Source organism: Actinomycetospora chiangmaiensis DSM 45062 (assembly GCF_000379625.1).
GTDB classification, from domain to species: Bacteria; Actinomycetota; Actinomycetes; order Mycobacteriales; family Pseudonocardiaceae; genus Actinomycetospora; species Actinomycetospora chiangmaiensis.
In genome coordinates, this window is record NZ_KB903220.1 from 20922 (window position 1) to 36119 (window position 15198).

Below are 15198 nucleotides of genomic sequence, written 5' to 3' on the forward strand. Positions count from 1 at the left end.
AAAAGTGGAACCGATCGAGCGTGGGGTCAGTCAGAACGAGTGTGAAGACCGATCGCGAACCCGTTCCCACGCTGCTCGAACTCCTCGACGAGCCCGATCCGCCGCTGTACCGGAGGCTCCTCCGTGACGCGCGGAAGTCACGCCGGTGTCCGGTCCTGCTGAACGACGGGACGCTCGATCGCTTCGACCAGGCGGAGGTCGACGAGGACCCGGCGCAGGTCGACACCGACCCGTACACCGTGCTCGCGGACTGGTGGGCGGGGCCGTGCCTGCCGGATTGCCCGTGCGACGAGCCCCTCGCCGCGACGCTCCCGCCGCCGGTCGGCTCCGGGCGGGACCTGTCCCGGCACCACGCGACGATCGCGTCGGCCACGGGGTTCGCGCGGGCGGCACAGGGGATCGCCCGCATGGGCGTGGTCGACGCGGCGCGCCCTGCCGACATCCCGCTGGCGCTGCGGTGGTCCGGCATGTGCAACTACCGGAACCGCGATCTGCCGCGGGCGACCGCTGTCCTGCGCAGCTGGGAGGAACGGTTCGGGGCCGTGGTGGCGTTCGTCGGGCCGGACACGCTGCTGCTCTCGGTCGCCCGGCCACCGCGCAGCGTCGAGGAGTGCACGTCGGTCGCCGCGGAGCACTTCGCGTTCTGCCCCGACCAGGTCGACCCCCAGATCGAGATCCGGACCGCTCCGATCCCGCTCTCGGAGTACGCGGAGTCCATCCGCGGCGAGACCCTGTGGCGGTTCTGGTGGGACTGATCGATCCGTCGACCCTGTGCTTCCCGGCCCCCGGCAGACAGCTGGCACTCCTGTGCGGGGGACCCCGCGAGAGCCCGACGCCGACCTGGGGTTACCGGCACCTCCTCTGGAGGCTCAAGACGGACTTCGAGGGGGCCGCCGGTGGGACCTACCAGAACTGGCGCGACGTCCCCGATCTCGGCATGCGCACCATCGCCGCGGACCCAGATGATGGACCGCTGGGGTATCGCCACGGGGTTCACGTCGCGTGACCTCGGCTCGCTGAGCATGTCGTGGAACCGGTACCGCCGGCACCGGTTTCGGCGGCGCGGGTACGGCGGGGAGCGTGGTCGCCCAGAGCCGGACGTACGGCGCGCCCCGTCGGACTCCAACCGGCAGCTCTACTCGACGCCGCCCGCCGAGCGCGCGAGATCGTTGCCGGACGCGGTGTTCTCGAACCACACGCTGTACAGCCAGTCATCGGCGTCAGCGTCGTCCCAGCCCTCGGCGATGCGCTCGACCGCACGCTCAGCGTCGTCGTCCCACGCTGAGAAGCGGTCCGACAACGTGCCCGGACGCACGAGGCCGTCGGCGAGCAGTCGACTCACCACGGACAGGGTCTCTGCCCTGAGGGCGTGGTCGTGCAGGTTGCCGCGCGCGACCTGCACGAGGGACCGGGCCTCCGCCAGACTGACCCAGTCGTCGAGACCGCTGACGAGGATCTTGGTGGTCGGGTCCTCGTAGGAAGTCATCTCTGTCGGTGGACCTTCCAGGATTCGCCGTTCGGGAACTCGATGTCGAGGGTCGGGCCGCCGGACCCGGAGGTCTCCCGGAGCCCGATCCGCGTGCCGTCGGCGGCCGTGACCCAGGTGCCAGGATAGGAACCGCGGGTGTACGGCACCCCGTCCTCGCGGAGCTGCTCGGCGAGAGCCCTGACGGCCTCGTCGTCGGGGACCTGCCGGACCCGATCGTTCGCCCCGGGCTCGGTCCGCTCGCGCAGTACATCCCCGGACGCCGTGTCGGGGAGGTCGTCGTCGAGGTTGCGGGCGGCCACCTGGAAGGGCGTGACGCGGTCGTCGGTGGCGGCGTGCCGGGCGATGTCGAGCAGACCTGCGCCCGCGAGCCCCACTCCACCCACGACGGCGGCGGTCGACGCGGCGCCGAGGGGAACGCCGGCAAGGGCACCGACGCCGGTGAGGTCGAGGGCGACGCTGCCGACCGCGCCAACGGCTCCCAGCGAGGCGAGGGCGCCACCGGCGGCGACGGCAAGGCTGCTGAGTGGGTCGCGGAGAGCGGCAAGGCCCAGGGAGGCGGCCGCATTGCCGACGTCCGCCGGGAACGAGGAGCTCTCGTTCCTGACAGTCGGCCCGGCGCCGACCTCGGCCCCGGCTCGCTGCAGGGCCCGGGCCGCCACCTCGTTCGCCTGGCGGGCGCGCTCCTCGGCACGGTCCATGAGTGCCGCGGCGTCCGCTCGTGCCTGCATCGTCGCGTCACGTTCCGCGTCGGAGGTCGCGACCGCACCGGAGCCTGCACCGGCAGCGGCGTTCTGTGCCGACAGCAACATCTGCTCGCCGCGGGCGTAGTCCTGCTGAGCGACCCTCAGTTCCTCGGCGTACGCGGCGAGGGGCGCGGCCGATCCCTGCACGGCATCAGCTGCCCGACGAACCTGCGCTGCATCCCCCGCGATTCGGGCGATGGCGGTGCTGGCGGCCTGTCCTGTCCAGGCGCCCGACAACGAGGCGCTTCGCCCGAGCAACGCGTCGTGGGCCGACGCCAACCCTGCCGCGGCGCTGCTCAGACGTCGAGATGCGGCCATGAGGGCATCGGGATCCCCGTGCAGCGGCACGGCGACGAGTCAAACAGGTCGGAGCTGCACCCGGGTCCGCTTCGAGGAAGGTCAGAAGCCGGGGAGCCGGATGGTGCGCGACGCCGCTGCATCGGAGCTCTGGTAGGTCCCGGAGGCAGCGTCGAGAGCGGCCGCGGAGTCCTCGACGTCGAGCCGGACCGAAGCGAGCGCGGCGCTCAGCTGCGCGGACAACGCGCTGGCGACGCCCTCGAGCGGCCCGATGCCGGCAGCTGCACCGGCGCTGACCAGGGCGTCGGTGCCGCTGCGTGCCGTCGCTTCGATCGTCCCGGCATCGCCGTGCAGCCCGCTCGCGGCCATGCGCATCACAGGAAGGTCGGCGTCGAAGCCCTCGGACACGAGAGAAGCCTGGCACAGAGCGTCTCCTCCGAGGTGCCGAACGACCGAGCTCGGAGCCGAGGCGCAGGAGTTGCAGCGAGCAGGGCTTGCGTCGTCGTCGCGTGAAGAGGAGCTCGGAGACCGACCTGACCATGATCACGTCGAGTGGACCGTCAGAGCTGTTTTGAAGATCGACATCAGTCTTGAGCGTCCATTCGACGTGATCTTGACGCCGTGGGAACAGTGACATCGAATTGCTGGGGCGCAGAGTGGCGGGTGTGGTGCACAGGAATCCTGTGCACCACACACGGCACCTCTCGACCTAGCGGGAGGACCACCATGGCCACCGAGGGACGCATCGACGTCCACCAGCACCTCATTCCGACGCGCTACCGGCGCGCGCTCGACGAGCGGGGGCTGACCGCGGGCGGGTGGCCGACGCCGGACTGGGACCCGGACGCGGCGCTCGCGATGATGGACCGCCGGGGCATCGCCACGGGGGTGCTGTCGATCAGTGCGCCCGGCGTGCACTTCGGGGACGACGCCCAGGCGCGGGAGCTGGCGCGGGCGGTCAACGAGGAGTGCGCCGAGCTGGTGCGCGCGCACCCGGACCGGTTCGGGCAGTTCGCGGTGCTCACGCTGCCCGACGTCGAGGGGGCGGTCGCGGAGGCGGTCCACGCGCTCGACGTGCTGGGCGCCGACGGGGTGTCCCTGCTGTCGAACGCCGGCGGCGCCTACCTCGGGGACCCGTCGCTCGACCCGCTGTGGGAGGTCCTCGACGAGCGGGCCGCCGTGGTGTTTGTGCACCCGACCGTCCCGCCCGGCCTCCCGATGCTGCCGGGGCTGCCGAGCCCGCTGCTCGACTTCCCGTTCGACACGACGCGCGCGGCGCTGCAGATGGCCGCGCGGAAGGTCCTCGCCCGGCACCCGCGGGTGCGCGTGATCCTCTCGCACGCCGGTGGCTTCGTGCCGTTCGTCGCCAGTCGGCTCGCCGGGGCCGCGCAGCTCGTCGAGGGCATCACGGAGGACGACATCCTCGACGAGCTCCGCTCCTTCTACGTCGACACCGCCCTGTCGTCCGCCCCCTCCGCCCTGCCGTCGATCACCGCCTTCCTGCGGCCGGGCCACCTGCTCTACGGCAGCGACTCCCCGTTCGCCCCCGACTCCTGGTCGGCCAGGTTCGACCACGTGCTCGACGAGGCGCTCGGGGCGGGCGACCCCGTGCTCGCCGGCGTGGACCGGGCGAACGCCGAGGCGCTCCTCCCGCGACTGCGTGTGGGTCCCGCCACAGCGTGATCGGGGACGGCTCGTCAGACGACCAGGACGAGCCGGCCCCGGACACGTCCGGTCTCGCTCCAGCGGTGGGCGTCGGCGATCGCGTCGAGCGGGAAGGTCCGTTCCACCGGAAGCCAGAACCGGCCGGCCTCGACGAGCTCGCCGATCGTCGCCATCGCGTGGAAGGCGTTGCCGTCGGCGAACCCGTTGCTGAAGTGCACGCCGTGCGCGGTCGCGCCCGCCGTGTCGGCCACGGTGAGGACCCGGTCGGCCGCGCCGGTGAGTTCGATGAGCTCGGGGAGGACCCCGCTGCCGGCGATGTCGACCGCGGCGTCGGCGCCGTCGGGGGAGACGGCACGGACGCGGTCGACGAGGCCGTCGCCGTAGACGACGGGTTCGGCGCCGAGCAGGCGCAGGTAGTGCTGGTTGGCGGCGCTCGCGGTGCCGATCACGCGGGCCCCGCGGGCGGTCGCGAGCTGCACGGCGACGCTGCCGATCCCGCCGGAGGCTCCGCTGAGCAGGACCGTCGTGTCGGCGCCGACCTTCAGCTGGTCGAGCACGCGCGTGGCCGTCTCGAGCGCGACCGGGAGGCCGGCGGCGTCGACGAAGCCGAGCGCGCGGGGGATCGGGGCGCGGTAGGTGATGAGTGCGTACTCGGCGGCGCCCGCGTGGTCGTCGGAGATGCCGAACACGCGGTCGCCGACCGCGACGTCGGCGACGCCCTCGCCGAGCTCGTCGACGACGCCCGCGACCTCGGCGCCCGTGGTCGTCGGCAGCGGCGCGCCGAAGTTCAGCGTGCCGGCGCGCAGCTTCGGGTCGGTGGCGCTGACCCCGCAGGCGCGGACCGCGACGCGGACCTGTCCGGGGCCGGGGTGGGGGTCGGGGAGGTCGACGATCTCGAGGACCTCGGGCCCTCCGTACTGCGCGAACCGTGCTGCCCGCATGGCGCACCCCTTCCGTCGATCAGGAACTTACCAGCGATAAGTTCCTGAGCAACGGGCTATCGTCCCCGTCGTGACCGACCAGCGGGCGAACGACGTGCTGTGGCTGCGGGACCGGCCGACGGCCGCGCCGCGGAAGGCCGAGCCGCTGAGCGTGGCGCGCATCGTCGCGGCCGCCGTCGCCGAGCTCGACGAGCACGGGGTCGAGCGCCTGACGATGCGCCGGCTCGCGCAGCGTCTGGAGGTCACCTCGACCGCGCTCTACTGGCACGTCCGCACGAAGGAGGACGTGCTCGACCTCGCCGTCGACCACGTCCTGGGGGAGGTGCCGATCCCCACGGAGACCGATCCGCGGTCCGCCGCGCGGGTGCTGCTGGTCGACTGGCGCGCCGCGATGCTGCGCCACCCGTGGTCCCCGACGCTGCTCGGGCGTCCCCTGCTCGGCCCGAACGTGCTCGCCCGCGTCGAGTTCCTGCAGGCCACGCTCGTGCGGGCGGGCCTGGTGGGCGACGACCTGCAGGTCGCGACGAAGCTGCTCTCCAACGTCGTCATCGGGACCGCGATGAACGACGCGTCCTGGCGGCGCCTGGACAACCCGTCTCTCGTCGCCGAGGTCGGCCGGTTCATCGTCGGGCAGCGCGACCGCTACCCGACGCTCGCGAGCTCCGGTTTCCTCGACGACGGGTCCTCCGACGACGAGCTGTTCGTGCGCGGGCTGGACCGGGTGCTCGACGCGGTGGGGCTCGGGTGCGCTCCGCGCAGGTGAGCACTAACTGGGGCTATAGCCCCACTTAGTGCTCACCTGCGCGAAGCACACCTCTATCGTCGGCGACCATGAGCGCCCCCGAGCCGACCGCCGACGAGCCCCCTGCCCGGCGGCCTCGTCGGGAACTGGTGGAGGCGCAGATCTACGAGCAGGCGACCCGGCTCTTCGCCGAGCGCGGCTTCGCCGGGACGAGCCTGCAGGACATCGCCGACGCGATGGGCATGACCCGGCCGTCGCTCTACTACTACGTCAAGAACAAGGACCAGCTGCTCGCACGGCTCGTCACCGAGATCACCGAGGCGCCCGCCGCGGCGACCGAGGAGATCGCCGCCCGCGGCCTGGACGCGACGACGAAGCTGCGCGAGCTCGTCCGGCTCATCGCCGGGCAGCAGGCCCGGCACGCGGCCCGGTTCCAGCTCGTGATCCGCTCGGAGTCCGAACTGCCCGACGACCTCGCCGGCGCCCACCAGGCCGCCAAGCGTCGGGTGCTCGACGGGTTCGTGCGGGTCGTGGACGAGGGGATCCGCAGCGGCGAGTTCCGGCCGCGTCCGGTGCGGACCACCGCGTTGGCCCTGATCGGCATGTGCAACTGGATCGCGTGGTGGTTCCGCCCGGGCGGGGCGCAGTCGCCCGAGGAGGTCGGGGACCAGATGGCCGAGATGGCCGTCGCGATGGTGGCGCAGGCGCCCGACCGGCTCCCGGAGACGCCGCGCCCCGACGACCCGGCCGCCGCGCTGAGCCTGCTGCGCCAGGACCTGGACTACCTCGAGCGCATCATCACGACGTCGCCGTCGAAAGATTGACGCGAGCGTAGACGGCTCCTAGGCTGGGGTCATGGCACTGGAGCACAAGGTCCGCGGTGTCGACCACGCGGCGTTCCCGACGTTCGATCCCGCAGGGACCGTCCGCTTCTACCGCGACGTCCTCGGCTTCCCGGTGGTGCACTCGATCTGCGCCGCGGGCTGGGGCCCGGAGAACCACCCGGACTTCATCCACTTCTTCTTCGACATCGGCAACGACGACCGGCTCGCCTTCTTCTACTACTTCGGGCTCGAGCCGCAGCACACGCAGCAGCGCGGTGACGTCTACGCCGGGTTCGGGCCGGAGGTGCCGGAGTTCTTCGTGCGGTCGCGCCACCTCGCGATCCACGTCGACGACGAGGCCGACCTGCTGGAGTACCGGCGCCGGCTCGACGTCTCCGAGTGGCCGGTCGAGATGCAGATCCAGCACGAGACGATCGAGTCGATCTACACGCACGACCCCAACGGCTACATGGTCGAGTTCACCCGCGCGATGCGTCCGGTGACGCCGCAGGAGGATCTCGACGCGAACCTGACGATCGACGCGCTCATCGACGTGGTGACCGCACCGGACCCGTCGTTCGGCAAGCTCCTCGCGCGCAAGGCGGAGCTGATCGTCGAGCGGGCGGACTGGGAAGCGGCGCAGGTATGACCGCGCTCTACGTCCTCGACGTCCCGGAGAACACGACGGTGGCGAAGGTGGCGGCCGAATCCGGGGCGACCGTCGGCAAGGTCGGCCCGTACTTCGAGATCACCGCTGACGGCCCGATCGTCATCGACCGTCGGGCCACCGGCTGCCGGCACGCGGTCTGGTACAGCTGCGTGGCCGGGGTCGCGGACGGCAAGATCGTGCAGCACGACAAGAACGCGCTGCAGGTCGACCCGGCATGAGTGCCCCCACGCGGCTCGGCGCCGGTCGGTACGTCGCCGCCGACGAGCGCCCCGGGGTCACGACGACGAGCGTCCACGAGTTGACGACGGCGGACGGCGCCACCGTCCGCGGCGTGCTCGCGACGGTGCCCGGCGCGCGAACCGTCGTGGTCCTGATGCACCCGCGCCAGGACGTCACCCACCACCCCCTCGTGCCGCCGCTGCTGCAGGCGGGCGCGGCGGTGTGGACCCAGCACACGCGGTCGGTCAACAACGACCTGACCCTCGTGCACGAGCAGGCGCTCCTCGACGTCGCGGCGGGGCTGGCGTTCCTGCGCGACCGTGGCTTCGAGTCGGTCGTGACGCTCGGGCACTCCGGCGGCGGCACGCTGTTCGCGTTCTACGCCGAGCAGGCGGGTCTGGCCGGCTCCGAGCGAATCACGACGACGCCGGGTGGGCGCCCGACGAAGCTGGGTGAGGCTCTCCTCCCGCCGGTGGACGCGGCCGTGTTCCTGGCACCCCACCCGGGGCAGGGGCGGCTCCTGCTCGGGTGCATCGACCCGTCCGTCGCGGACGAGACCGATCCGCTCGCGACGGTGCCGGACCTCGACCCGTTCGACCCCCGCAACGGGTTCGCCGAGCCGCCGACCAGTTCCACGTACTCACCCGAGTTCCTCGAGCGGTACCGCGCCGCGCAGCGCGACCGGGTCGCCCGGATCGACGCCCGTGCCCACGCCGCCCTCGCTCGCGCGGCCGAGGCGCGCACCGTGCACAAGCGCACGGGTGCACCCGCCGACCGCCGTCGTGCGCTGGCGCCCGAGATCATCACGGTGTTCCGGACCGACGCCGACCCGCGGTGCGTCGACCTGTCGCTCGACCCCAGCGACCGGCCGTACGGGTCGCTGTTCGGGTCACGGCCCGACCTCATCAACTACGGGCAGGTCGGCTTCTGCCGCCTGACGACGCCGGAGGCGTGGCTCTCGACCTGGTCGGGGCTGTCGTCGAACGCCGACTTCGTGCGGTGCGCGCCCGGGGTGCGCGTGCCGACGCTGTTCGTCGAGCTCACCGGCGACCAAGCGGCGTTCCCGGCGGACTCGCAGCGGATGGTGGCTGCGCTCGGTGCGCCCGACCTGACCCACGTACGCGTGCGCGGCACCCATTTCGGTGGGGCGATCGCGCCCGACGAGCCGACGGGCAACGAGCTCGCGTCCCGGCAGATCGTCGACTGGTTGGCGTCCCGGCACGAGCTGGCGCCGCCGGGGGAGTAGCCGTGGTGTGCGGGCGTCCGATGTGCCCTGCTCACGATGTAGGCCGCGGAAGATCTTGCTGAGCCGCGCGAAGTGGTCGGTGAGCGAACGGTTCGCGCGGCGCCGGGGGATCTGGGCCTCGGGATCGTCAGGACTGCGGCGGTAGCTTCCGGATCACCAGCGCGGCGGCGGTCTCAGCCCGCTCGCACGGGTCAGGGTCGCCGGGCTTGAGCGTTCCGAGTCCTGTCCAGTCGGCCTCCAGTGCCTGCTTCGGTCCGAGCCCGATGGTCACGGTGCAGATGTTGTTCTCGCGCGCGGTCTGCTGACGGACCGAGGGATAGCCGGCCACCTGTCCCGGCTCGAAGATCGGTAGGAGTCGGGCTCGATAAGTGTCGACCAGAAGGTCACGGTCTCTGTGTATGGACATGAGCAAGCTATCGCCTGCCCGTGAACCCCACCGGCATTCGCTGTCCCCCAGATAGCTGCGCCGTGCTCCTGCCTTAGTGATGCCGAGAGTGGAGAGTTCGGCCGTCGACAGCTGGCGGCATGGGTCGCCGTAGATGGACGTGACGTCGGCGGGCCTCGTGACCAGAGGCGCTCCGAAACGCTCTATCGCTGCAGGTCGGGCGTCTGCAGGAACGGGCGGCGTTGCTGCGCAGCCTGACAATCCCAGGACCGCTAGGACGAGAAGTCCGCTACGCCAGAAACCCACGGTTCTCCTGCTCGGACTGTCGATAAGCAGCGAGCTCAGCCTCCACGTTGCCGATCAGTTCACCGAGCCGGGCGATGCCTCCGTCAACGGCCGCCAGCAGCGAGCCCGAGCCCCCGGTCGCTATCGCGCCGAACACCATCGCTGCATCCCGGCTGACCTCGTCATTCGTCTGAGGGTCGACCCGCCCGAGCTGCAGAGCCTCGGCGCGCACGTTCAGAAGTTCGTCCCGTGCCGCGTAGAGCTCGCGGAGCACCCGGGGTGCGGCGTCAAGATCGACCGTGAACGCATCGGCGGCCGGGGCGACCGGCATGGCCTGGCGAGGGATGACCTGCCCCGTCGTGAGGACGGTCGGGTCGGAGGCCTGGAGCGGCCGCGCGGGCAGCCACGGGGGCGGCCCCTGAGGAGGCTGGGTGTACAGCCCCGGCGGCACCGGCTCGGTCACGACAGCTCACGGTAGTGGCCCGAACCCGTCGTCAGGGCCTGTTCGGGAGAATTCGCCCGACACCGAGCGGTCGCGCTCGAAAGCCTGGGAAGAACTCCTAGGTACGGGTCGGAGATCCATCCGCACACTCTGTGCGCACCACGGGTCCGAACCGGTGATGCCGAGGTCGTGCGGGGACGCCTCGAACGACTCGACGTCATTGGGGGCGTACACAGCATGGCTGCATGGAACCCGGTCCGGACACGGACCGCGGTGGGTCTGAGCGCCCTGGTGCTCGCGGCGGCGACCACGGCGGGGCTCCCGCTGGTCGCGATGGGCGAGACGTGCACGGCGGCGACCGGGCACGCCACCTGCACGGCGGGCGACGGCACGCAGGCCGACGCCAACGGCGCCGGCGCGACCGGGCCGTCCGCCGGATCGAGCCGGACGGGATCGGGCACCGCCGCGTCGGGCTCGGCCTCGGACTCCGGGGTCACCGGGGGAACGGGCGCGTCGAGCGCGAGCGCTGCGACCTATACGCCTGCCACCGGGACGACGCCCGCGAACGCGTCCTCTGCTGCCGCTTCGGCGGCGAGCGGTGGCGACACGGACCCGCAGTACACGCCGCCGCCCCCCTCCGCGACGGCCACGACTACCACGGGACCCGATACGGCGAACGGGACCGGCCAGACGAGCACGACCGGCGCGGGAGCCGGTGCGGGCGGTTCGTACTCCGGGGGGCCCTCCTCGGGCGCAGGTGCGGCGTCCAGTGCACCCGGCTCGGACGGCGCGGCGGCGGGAAGTGCCGGGATCGGCGACGGCACCACGCCCGGGGCCAGTGCATCCACCGGACCGATCACCGGGTCCGGGTCTTCGGGCGCCGGCAGCGGCAACCAGGGTTCGTCCGCGCAGGCCCAGGCCGGCGGAGGCACCGCCGAGAACCCCACCACCCCGTCCACGGCGACGACGACGTCCTCGGGTGGGCCGGCCACGGCCGCCGCGTCCGGACGCAGCACCGCGACCTCGAACACCGGCAGCCCGACGGGGGCGGCGGCGAGCTCGGGAGCGCAGGACTCGACCGCCACGGCGTCGGCGCCCGGGAACAGCGCGCAGGCGTCGTCGACCGCGGTGGGCGCCTCGAAGGCCACGTCCACCGCGTCGGGCTCCGCGTCGAAGGCCTCGTCGGCCGCCTCGACGAACTCGACCGCGACGTCGACGGCGAAGGGCGCGAACTCGACGGCCGGGTCGGCCGCGTCGGACGACAGCACCGCGAAGGCGACGGCGGCAGGCGACAACTCGACCGCGCGGGCGTCGGCGACCGACCACGACAAGTCGGTGGCCTACGCGGGCAGGAACGCCACCGCGACGGCGTCGAGTGCGCAGAACGGGTCGCCCGCCTCGGTGACGTGCGGTGGCGGCCCCGCCTACGCCGCGAACCAGAACGGCCACACGTTCTGCGTGAGCGGGAAGTACTACTCGTTCACCTACGCGCCGAACAAGATCGACCTGACGCTCGACCTGCCGACGGCGCCGCCGAAGAAGTCCTCGTCGTCGTCCTCCACGGTGCAGAAGACCTCGAACAGCACCGGAACGTCGTCGGGCAAGGGGTCCTCGAGCAAGGACTCCGCGAGCACGAAGAGCTCGTCGTCGGGCAGCGAGGACTCGTCGTCGGGCAAGAGCTCGTCGTCGGGAAGCACGAGCTCGAGGGGCGGCTCGACGAAGCTGGTCACCCTCACCAAGAAGAACTGACCGCCTACGTCACGACGACGGACTGCCCCTGGACCTGCACCGCGATCGCCGGCAGGGGGCGGTCCGCCGGCCCCTGCTGCACGGCTCCCGTGGCCGCGTCGAACACCGAGCCGTGGCACGGGCAGCTCAGCGTGGCGCCGGCGGGGGCGACGCTGCAGCCCTGGTGGGTGCAGATCGCGCTGTGCGCGACCACGGTCCCGGCGTTCGGCCGGACCAGCGCGACCGGTGCGCCGTTGGGGCTGTTGACCACCACGGTGCCGCCGACCGGCACGTCGTTCAGCGAGGCCAGCGGCCCGGGCGAGGGGACGGTGGGCGTGGTCTGGGGACCCCCGCACGCCGAGACCACCCCGAGTCCGACCAGCGCGGCCCCGCCCGCGAGACAACCCTGCAGGAGCGGCCGCCGTCCGAGTCCCGGGGTGGCGGGATCGGTGGGCTCGTCCGTTCGGCTCATGCGCGCACCGTAGGACGGCCCGGGTGGGCCGGCAGTGGGGCCGCGGCCTCCGACGACGGCAGGCCCAGCCGCCCGGCCAGCCACGGCAGCGCGTCGACGAAGGCGGTGTGGGCGAACTGCCAGGTGTGCCGGCCCGGGGTCACGTGGACGCTGCAGGTGATTCCGCGCGCCGACGCCTCGGCGCAGAGGGTGTGCGCCTCGGTGGCCTGTTGGCCCTGCATGGCGGCGGGCGCCGGGTCCCGGCGTCCGCCCGTCCCGGCGCGCGGGTTGGCGGGCGTGGCGGGGGCGGCACGGGTGGCCCGGGGCGTCGTCGTCGGGTTGTCGGCGAACCAGCCGGCCGAGTCCGCGTACGGCGCGTGGTGGGCGAGCACCGTGGTCGGGTCGAAGGCGGCCTCGGCCGCGGCGTTCCCGCCGTAGAGCTCGGACAGGGTCTGGGCGGCGTCACCGGCGTTCGGGGCGAGGTCGCCCTGGATGTCCTCGAAGGTGCCGAAGTCCTGGGGAGCGGTGACGCCGAGGTCGACCGCGCACGTCCCGCCCGTCGACGCCCCACTGGCTCGGTGCGGCACCCGCCCCGAAGTGGGAGACGACGTAGGGCCGCAGCTCGTCGGTGAGGTGGGTCGCCGCGTCGCCCCGCGGTCCGTCCACGCACTCGGTGTCGTTGCGGAACGAGCCGGTCGAGTCCGCGAAGACGAGGATCGGCGCCAGTCCGCCGTGGGCCCGGGCGTAGGTGTCGGCGGCGTCGACGGCCTTGCCGGTGCGGATCCAGTCGGTCGGGCTGGTGAACTCGCCGCCGATCATCATCAGCGCCGGCAGAGCCGCCGTGCCCGGGGCGAACCACGCCGGCGGCAGGTAGACGTACTCCGTCCGGTGCGTGAAGTGGCTGATGTCGTCGGGCGTGGTGATCGGCACGACGACGCCGGCGGTGCGGGAGGTGCCGCGCATCCCGGCGAGCGCCGTGGGATCGACCTGGTCGGGCAGGGGACCGGCGCTGAGCTGGCTCCACGCCTCGGCGACGGTCGGGAAGTAGCCGACCCACTCGTTGGCCTGCAGCCCCACGCAGAGCACCGCGAGGACGGCGGCGACCACCGCGAGGGCGCGCCGGGACCAGCCGCGGCGGACCCCGCTGACGACCAGCAGCACGAGGGCGGCCGCGCCGACTCCGGTCCACACCCACAGTCCGGACGGCGGCGGGTCGGTCGCGAGGTCCTGGTCCCGCAGCGACCACCACACCCACCCCACGGCGGCACCCGCCCCGACGAGGGCGAGGACCACCACGACGACCACGTGCGCCGGTCGGGCACGGCGGAGCAACCAGGCGGCGAGCACCAGCAGCAGCACGGCCGCGACGAGCTGCGCGGTGAGCGGGAGCCAGCCCTCGAGGAGCGACACGCCGGCGCGACGGGACATGGCCGTCACCGTCACGTCCGGAGCTGAGAGCCGCCTCGTGCGGGCCCCGGACCCGTGACCTTCTTCAGCGGATCCACAGGTCGTGACGCCCCTCGACTCACGGAACGAACACCAACGGCGCGGAGACTCGTGCGCATGGGCAACGGAGGGCGGATCCGGCGGAGTGTGCGCGGGGCGCGGTGGGTCGTGGCGGTCGGGATCGTGCTCGGCGCCGTGCTCGGCCTGTTCGCCGACCTGCAGATCGACCACACCCCGGTCAGTTCGACCTCGCAGTTGCTGGTCTCCGACGGTGCGCTCGGCCAGTCCTCGTCCGATGCCGCGTCGACCGTGGATCAGTACGTGTCCGCGCGCATGGCCACCTATGCGGAGCTCGCCACCGACAACACGGTGCTCGCGCCCGTCGCCGCGCAGCTGGATACGACCGTCCCGGCGCTGCAGGAGGTCGTCCGCGTGACCCCCGTCGACGGCACGACGATGCTCTCGATCGCCGCCCGCGCAGCTACCCCGGCCGAGGCGACCGCCGACGACGCCGCGGTGACGAGCGCCCTCGCCACCGCCATCACCGGGGCCGAGACCTTCGGGTCGGACCCGTCGCTGGTCACGGTGAGCGTGACGTCGCCGCCCAGCACCCCGGACCCGGTCTCTGTGCCCCCGCTCGGCCTGGTCAGCGTGGCCGGCGCGCTCGCCGGGGGACTGGTCGTGCTGCTCGGTGCGGTGCTCTGGGGGAGCGGAGTGCTCCAGCGCCTCGGGCGTCGGGTCGACGACCTCGTGTTCGACGACCCGGCGCAGACGATCCGACCCTGACCGGCGTCCGTCCCGGCGGAACCCTCAGATCTCCGGGACCGCGTCGAGGTCCACCACGTAGATGCGCGACGAGCGCCGGGCGACGACCTCCGCCGCCTTCTCGATGCCCTCCCACTCGTTGCAGAGCAGGAACAGGTGCTCGTCGCTCACGGTGCAGGCGAAGCACGGCAGGGGCGTCTCGACGCGGTGGGTGATCTCGCCGCCGTCGAGCACCCGGACGACGGCGCCGGCCGGGGCGTCGGGGTCGCCGCTGTGGGCGAACGTGTCGGCGGTCTGGGCCCAGATGCCGCCGGCCGCGTCCATCGCGATCCCGTCCGGGCCCAGTCCCTCGGCCCAGACGCGGCGATCGCCGAGCAACCCGTCGTCGTGCAGGGCGAAGGCCGTGAGGCACCCGCCCACGGACTCGGCGACGACCAGGGTGGAGCCGTCCGGCGTCACGACCATGCCGTTGGGGAAGCGGATGTCGTCGGCCAACCGGCGGGACGTGCCGTCGGGCGACAGGAGGTCGATCCAGCCGGGCTCGGTGAAGGAGAAGCCGCCGTCGATCCCGTCGACGAGGACGTGACCGCCGGGGGTCACGACGATCTCGTTCGCCCCGCCCTCGCGCAGGACCGACCCGTCGACGCGCACCGCGTCGCCGGTGGTGACGAGCCGCCCGTCCGGCAGCCAGTCGAAGGCCCATCCCATCTGAGGCGGACCGGACGCCACGACCTCGGCCTTCCCGTCGAGGTCGACCGCGATCACCTCACCGACGGCCCAATGGGCGAACCACAGCCGGCCGTCGTGCCAGCGGGCGCCCTCCACCATGGCCAGACCGTCGAGCAGCGTCTCCACGCCGG

General features: G+C 72.8%; 19 protein-coding genes. 9 read left to right on the top strand and 10 right to left on the bottom strand.

The genetic code is table 11. From position 1 onward, the window contains the following. Window positions 1–41 precede the first annotated feature (41 nt). Window positions 42–755 carry a DUF4253 domain-containing protein gene (locus A3CO_RS38975; protein WP_018331832.1) on the top strand — a complete coding sequence of 238 codons (714 nt, stop codon included), beginning with the start codon at window positions 42–44 and terminating at the stop codon, window positions 753–755. A 380-nt stretch (window positions 756–1135) separates the two neighbouring features. Here A3CO_RS38975 and A3CO_RS0108575 read toward each other — a convergent pair whose 3' ends face one another. The 3 genes from A3CO_RS0108575 to A3CO_RS0108585 all read right to left on the bottom strand — a co-directional run bounded on the left by A3CO_RS0108575 (window position 1136) and on the right by A3CO_RS0108585 (window position 2937). Continuing rightward, on the bottom strand, window positions 1136–1486 hold the full coding sequence (locus tag A3CO_RS0108575; protein ID WP_018331834.1) for a hypothetical protein: 351 nt from the start codon (window positions 1484–1486) through the stop codon (window positions 1136–1138). After that, window positions 1483–2379: a hypothetical protein gene (locus A3CO_RS35525; RefSeq protein WP_026204408.1), complete on the bottom strand. Its 897-nt coding sequence runs from the start codon at window positions 2377–2379 to the stop codon at window positions 1483–1485. The genes A3CO_RS0108575 and A3CO_RS35525 overlap by 4 nt, the downstream gene beginning before the upstream one ends. A 252-nt stretch (window positions 2380–2631) precedes the next feature. Next, the gene (locus A3CO_RS0108585; RefSeq protein WP_018331835.1) at window positions 2632–2937 is read right to left on the bottom strand and encodes a hypothetical protein; all 306 of its coding nucleotides are present in this window, start codon (window positions 2935–2937) and stop codon (window positions 2632–2634) included. Between the two features lie 318 nt (window positions 2938–3255). Between A3CO_RS0108585 and A3CO_RS0108590 the strand changes: the two genes are divergently transcribed. Then, complete coding sequence (locus A3CO_RS0108590; RefSeq protein WP_018331836.1) at window positions 3256–4212, top strand: amidohydrolase family protein; 957 nt, start codon at window positions 3256–3258, stop codon at window positions 4210–4212. A 14-nt stretch (window positions 4213–4226) separates the two neighbouring features. On the opposite strand, the gene A3CO_RS0108595 is transcribed toward A3CO_RS0108590, so the two are convergent. Then, a complete protein-coding gene (locus A3CO_RS0108595) occupies window positions 4227–5135 on the bottom strand; it encodes an NADP-dependent oxidoreductase (RefSeq protein WP_018331837.1) in 909 nt (302 codons plus the stop codon). Between the two features lie 70 nt (window positions 5136–5205). On the opposite strand from A3CO_RS0108595, the gene A3CO_RS0108600 reads away from it, so the two are divergent. From A3CO_RS0108600 to A3CO_RS0108620, 5 genes are all read left to right on the top strand, one after another. Then, window positions 5206–5898, top strand: a complete 693-nt coding sequence (locus A3CO_RS0108600) for a TetR/AcrR family transcriptional regulator (RefSeq protein ID WP_018331838.1) — start codon at window positions 5206–5208, stop codon at window positions 5896–5898. 68 nt (window positions 5899–5966) lie between these two features. Continuing rightward, entirely contained in the window at window positions 5967–6701 is a 735-nt protein-coding gene (locus tag A3CO_RS30975) for a TetR/AcrR family transcriptional regulator (RefSeq protein ID WP_157647231.1), read from the top strand. Window positions 6702–6732: 31 nt separating this feature from the next. Then, window positions 6733–7350 (top strand): VOC family protein, encoded by a 618-nt coding sequence (locus tag A3CO_RS0108610; protein WP_018331840.1) that lies wholly within the window; start codon window positions 6733–6735, stop codon window positions 7348–7350. After that, entirely contained in the window at window positions 7347–7589 is a 243-nt protein-coding gene (locus A3CO_RS0108615) for a hypothetical protein (protein WP_018331841.1), read from the top strand. The genes A3CO_RS0108610 and A3CO_RS0108615 overlap by 4 nt, the downstream gene beginning before the upstream one ends. Next, on the top strand, window positions 7586–8836 hold the full coding sequence (locus tag A3CO_RS0108620) for an alpha/beta fold hydrolase (protein WP_018331842.1): 1251 nt from the start codon (window positions 7586–7588) through the stop codon (window positions 8834–8836). The genes A3CO_RS0108615 and A3CO_RS0108620 overlap by 4 nt, the downstream gene beginning before the upstream one ends. 127 nt (window positions 8837–8963) lie before the next feature. Here the strand turns inward: A3CO_RS0108620 and A3CO_RS36630 are convergent, their stop codons facing one another. The 3 genes from A3CO_RS36630 to A3CO_RS0108635 form a co-directional block, all read right to left on the bottom strand. After that, window positions 8964–9527 carry a DUF3558 domain-containing protein gene (locus tag A3CO_RS36630; protein ID WP_157647234.1) on the bottom strand — a complete coding sequence of 188 codons (564 nt, stop codon included), beginning with the start codon at window positions 9525–9527 and terminating at the stop codon, window positions 8964–8966. Continuing rightward, window positions 9511–9969, bottom strand: a complete 459-nt coding sequence (locus A3CO_RS0108630) for an SMP-30/gluconolactonase/LRE family protein (protein WP_018331844.1) — start codon at window positions 9967–9969, stop codon at window positions 9511–9513. The genes A3CO_RS36630 and A3CO_RS0108630 overlap by 17 nt, the downstream gene beginning before the upstream one ends. Window positions 9970–10481: 512 nt before the next feature. Further along, window positions 10482–11279 carry a hypothetical protein gene (locus A3CO_RS0108635; RefSeq protein WP_018331845.1) on the bottom strand — a complete coding sequence of 266 codons (798 nt, stop codon included), beginning with the start codon at window positions 11277–11279 and terminating at the stop codon, window positions 10482–10484. Between the two features lie 4 nt (window positions 11280–11283). Here A3CO_RS0108635 and A3CO_RS37910 point away from each other — a divergent pair, with 4 nt between their 5' ends. Beyond that, complete coding sequence (locus A3CO_RS37910) at window positions 11284–11697, top strand: hypothetical protein (protein ID WP_157647237.1); 414 nt, start codon at window positions 11284–11286, stop codon at window positions 11695–11697. Window positions 11698–11701: 4 nt separating this feature from the next. Here the strand turns inward: A3CO_RS37910 and A3CO_RS0108645 are convergent, their stop codons facing one another. Together A3CO_RS0108645 and A3CO_RS34935 are read right to left on the bottom strand one after the other, a co-directional pair. Beyond that, window positions 11702–12148: a Rieske (2Fe-2S) protein gene (locus A3CO_RS0108645; protein WP_018331847.1), complete on the bottom strand. Its 447-nt coding sequence runs from the start codon at window positions 12146–12148 to the stop codon at window positions 11702–11704. 441 nt (window positions 12149–12589) lie between these two features. Then, the gene (locus A3CO_RS34935; RefSeq protein WP_211214424.1) at window positions 12590–13555 is read right to left on the bottom strand and encodes an alpha/beta hydrolase; all 966 of its coding nucleotides are present in this window, start codon (window positions 13553–13555) and stop codon (window positions 12590–12592) included. A 135-nt stretch (window positions 13556–13690) separates the two neighbouring features. On the opposite strand from A3CO_RS34935, the gene A3CO_RS0108655 reads away from it, so the two are divergent. After that, on the top strand, window positions 13691–14359 hold the full coding sequence (locus A3CO_RS0108655) for a YveK family protein (RefSeq protein ID WP_157647240.1): 669 nt from the start codon (window positions 13691–13693) through the stop codon (window positions 14357–14359). Between the two features lie 24 nt (window positions 14360–14383). Here the strand turns inward: A3CO_RS0108655 and A3CO_RS0108660 are convergent, their stop codons facing one another. Continuing rightward, window positions 14384–15193, bottom strand: coding sequence for an SMP-30/gluconolactonase/LRE family protein (locus A3CO_RS0108660; RefSeq protein ID WP_018331850.1), 810 nt, complete (start codon window positions 15191–15193; stop codon window positions 14384–14386). Window positions 15194–15198 lie beyond the last annotated feature (5 nt).

Coding starts and splice junctions, on each gene's coding strand:
- A3CO_RS0108575 (WP_018331834.1), bottom strand. CDS start 1,486: ATGACTTCCTACGAGGACCCGACCACCAAGATCCTCGTCAGCGGTCTC.
- A3CO_RS0108590 (WP_018331836.1), top strand. CDS start 3,256: ATGGCCACCGAGGGACGCATCGACGTCCACCAGCACCTCATTCCGACG.
- A3CO_RS0108595 (WP_018331837.1), bottom strand. CDS start 5,135: ATGCGGGCAGCACGGTTCGCGCAGTACGGAGGGCCCGAGGTCCTCGAG.
- A3CO_RS30975 (WP_157647231.1), top strand. CDS start 5,967: ATGAGCGCCCCCGAGCCGACCGCCGACGAGCCCCCTGCCCGGCGGCCT.
- A3CO_RS0108610 (WP_018331840.1), top strand. CDS start 6,733: ATGGCACTGGAGCACAAGGTCCGCGGTGTCGACCACGCGGCGTTCCCG.
- A3CO_RS0108615 (WP_018331841.1), top strand. CDS start 7,347: ATGACCGCGCTCTACGTCCTCGACGTCCCGGAGAACACGACGGTGGCG.
- A3CO_RS0108620 (WP_018331842.1), top strand. CDS start 7,586: ATGAGTGCCCCCACGCGGCTCGGCGCCGGTCGGTACGTCGCCGCCGAC.
- A3CO_RS0108645 (WP_018331847.1), bottom strand. CDS start 12,148: ATGAGCCGAACGGACGAGCCCACCGATCCCGCCACCCCGGGACTCGGA.
- A3CO_RS34935 (WP_211214424.1), bottom strand. CDS start 13,555: ATGTCCCGTCGCGCCGGCGTGTCGCTCCTCGAGGGCTGGCTCCCGCTC.
- A3CO_RS0108655 (WP_157647240.1), top strand. CDS start 13,691: ATGGGCAACGGAGGGCGGATCCGGCGGAGTGTGCGCGGGGCGCGGTGG.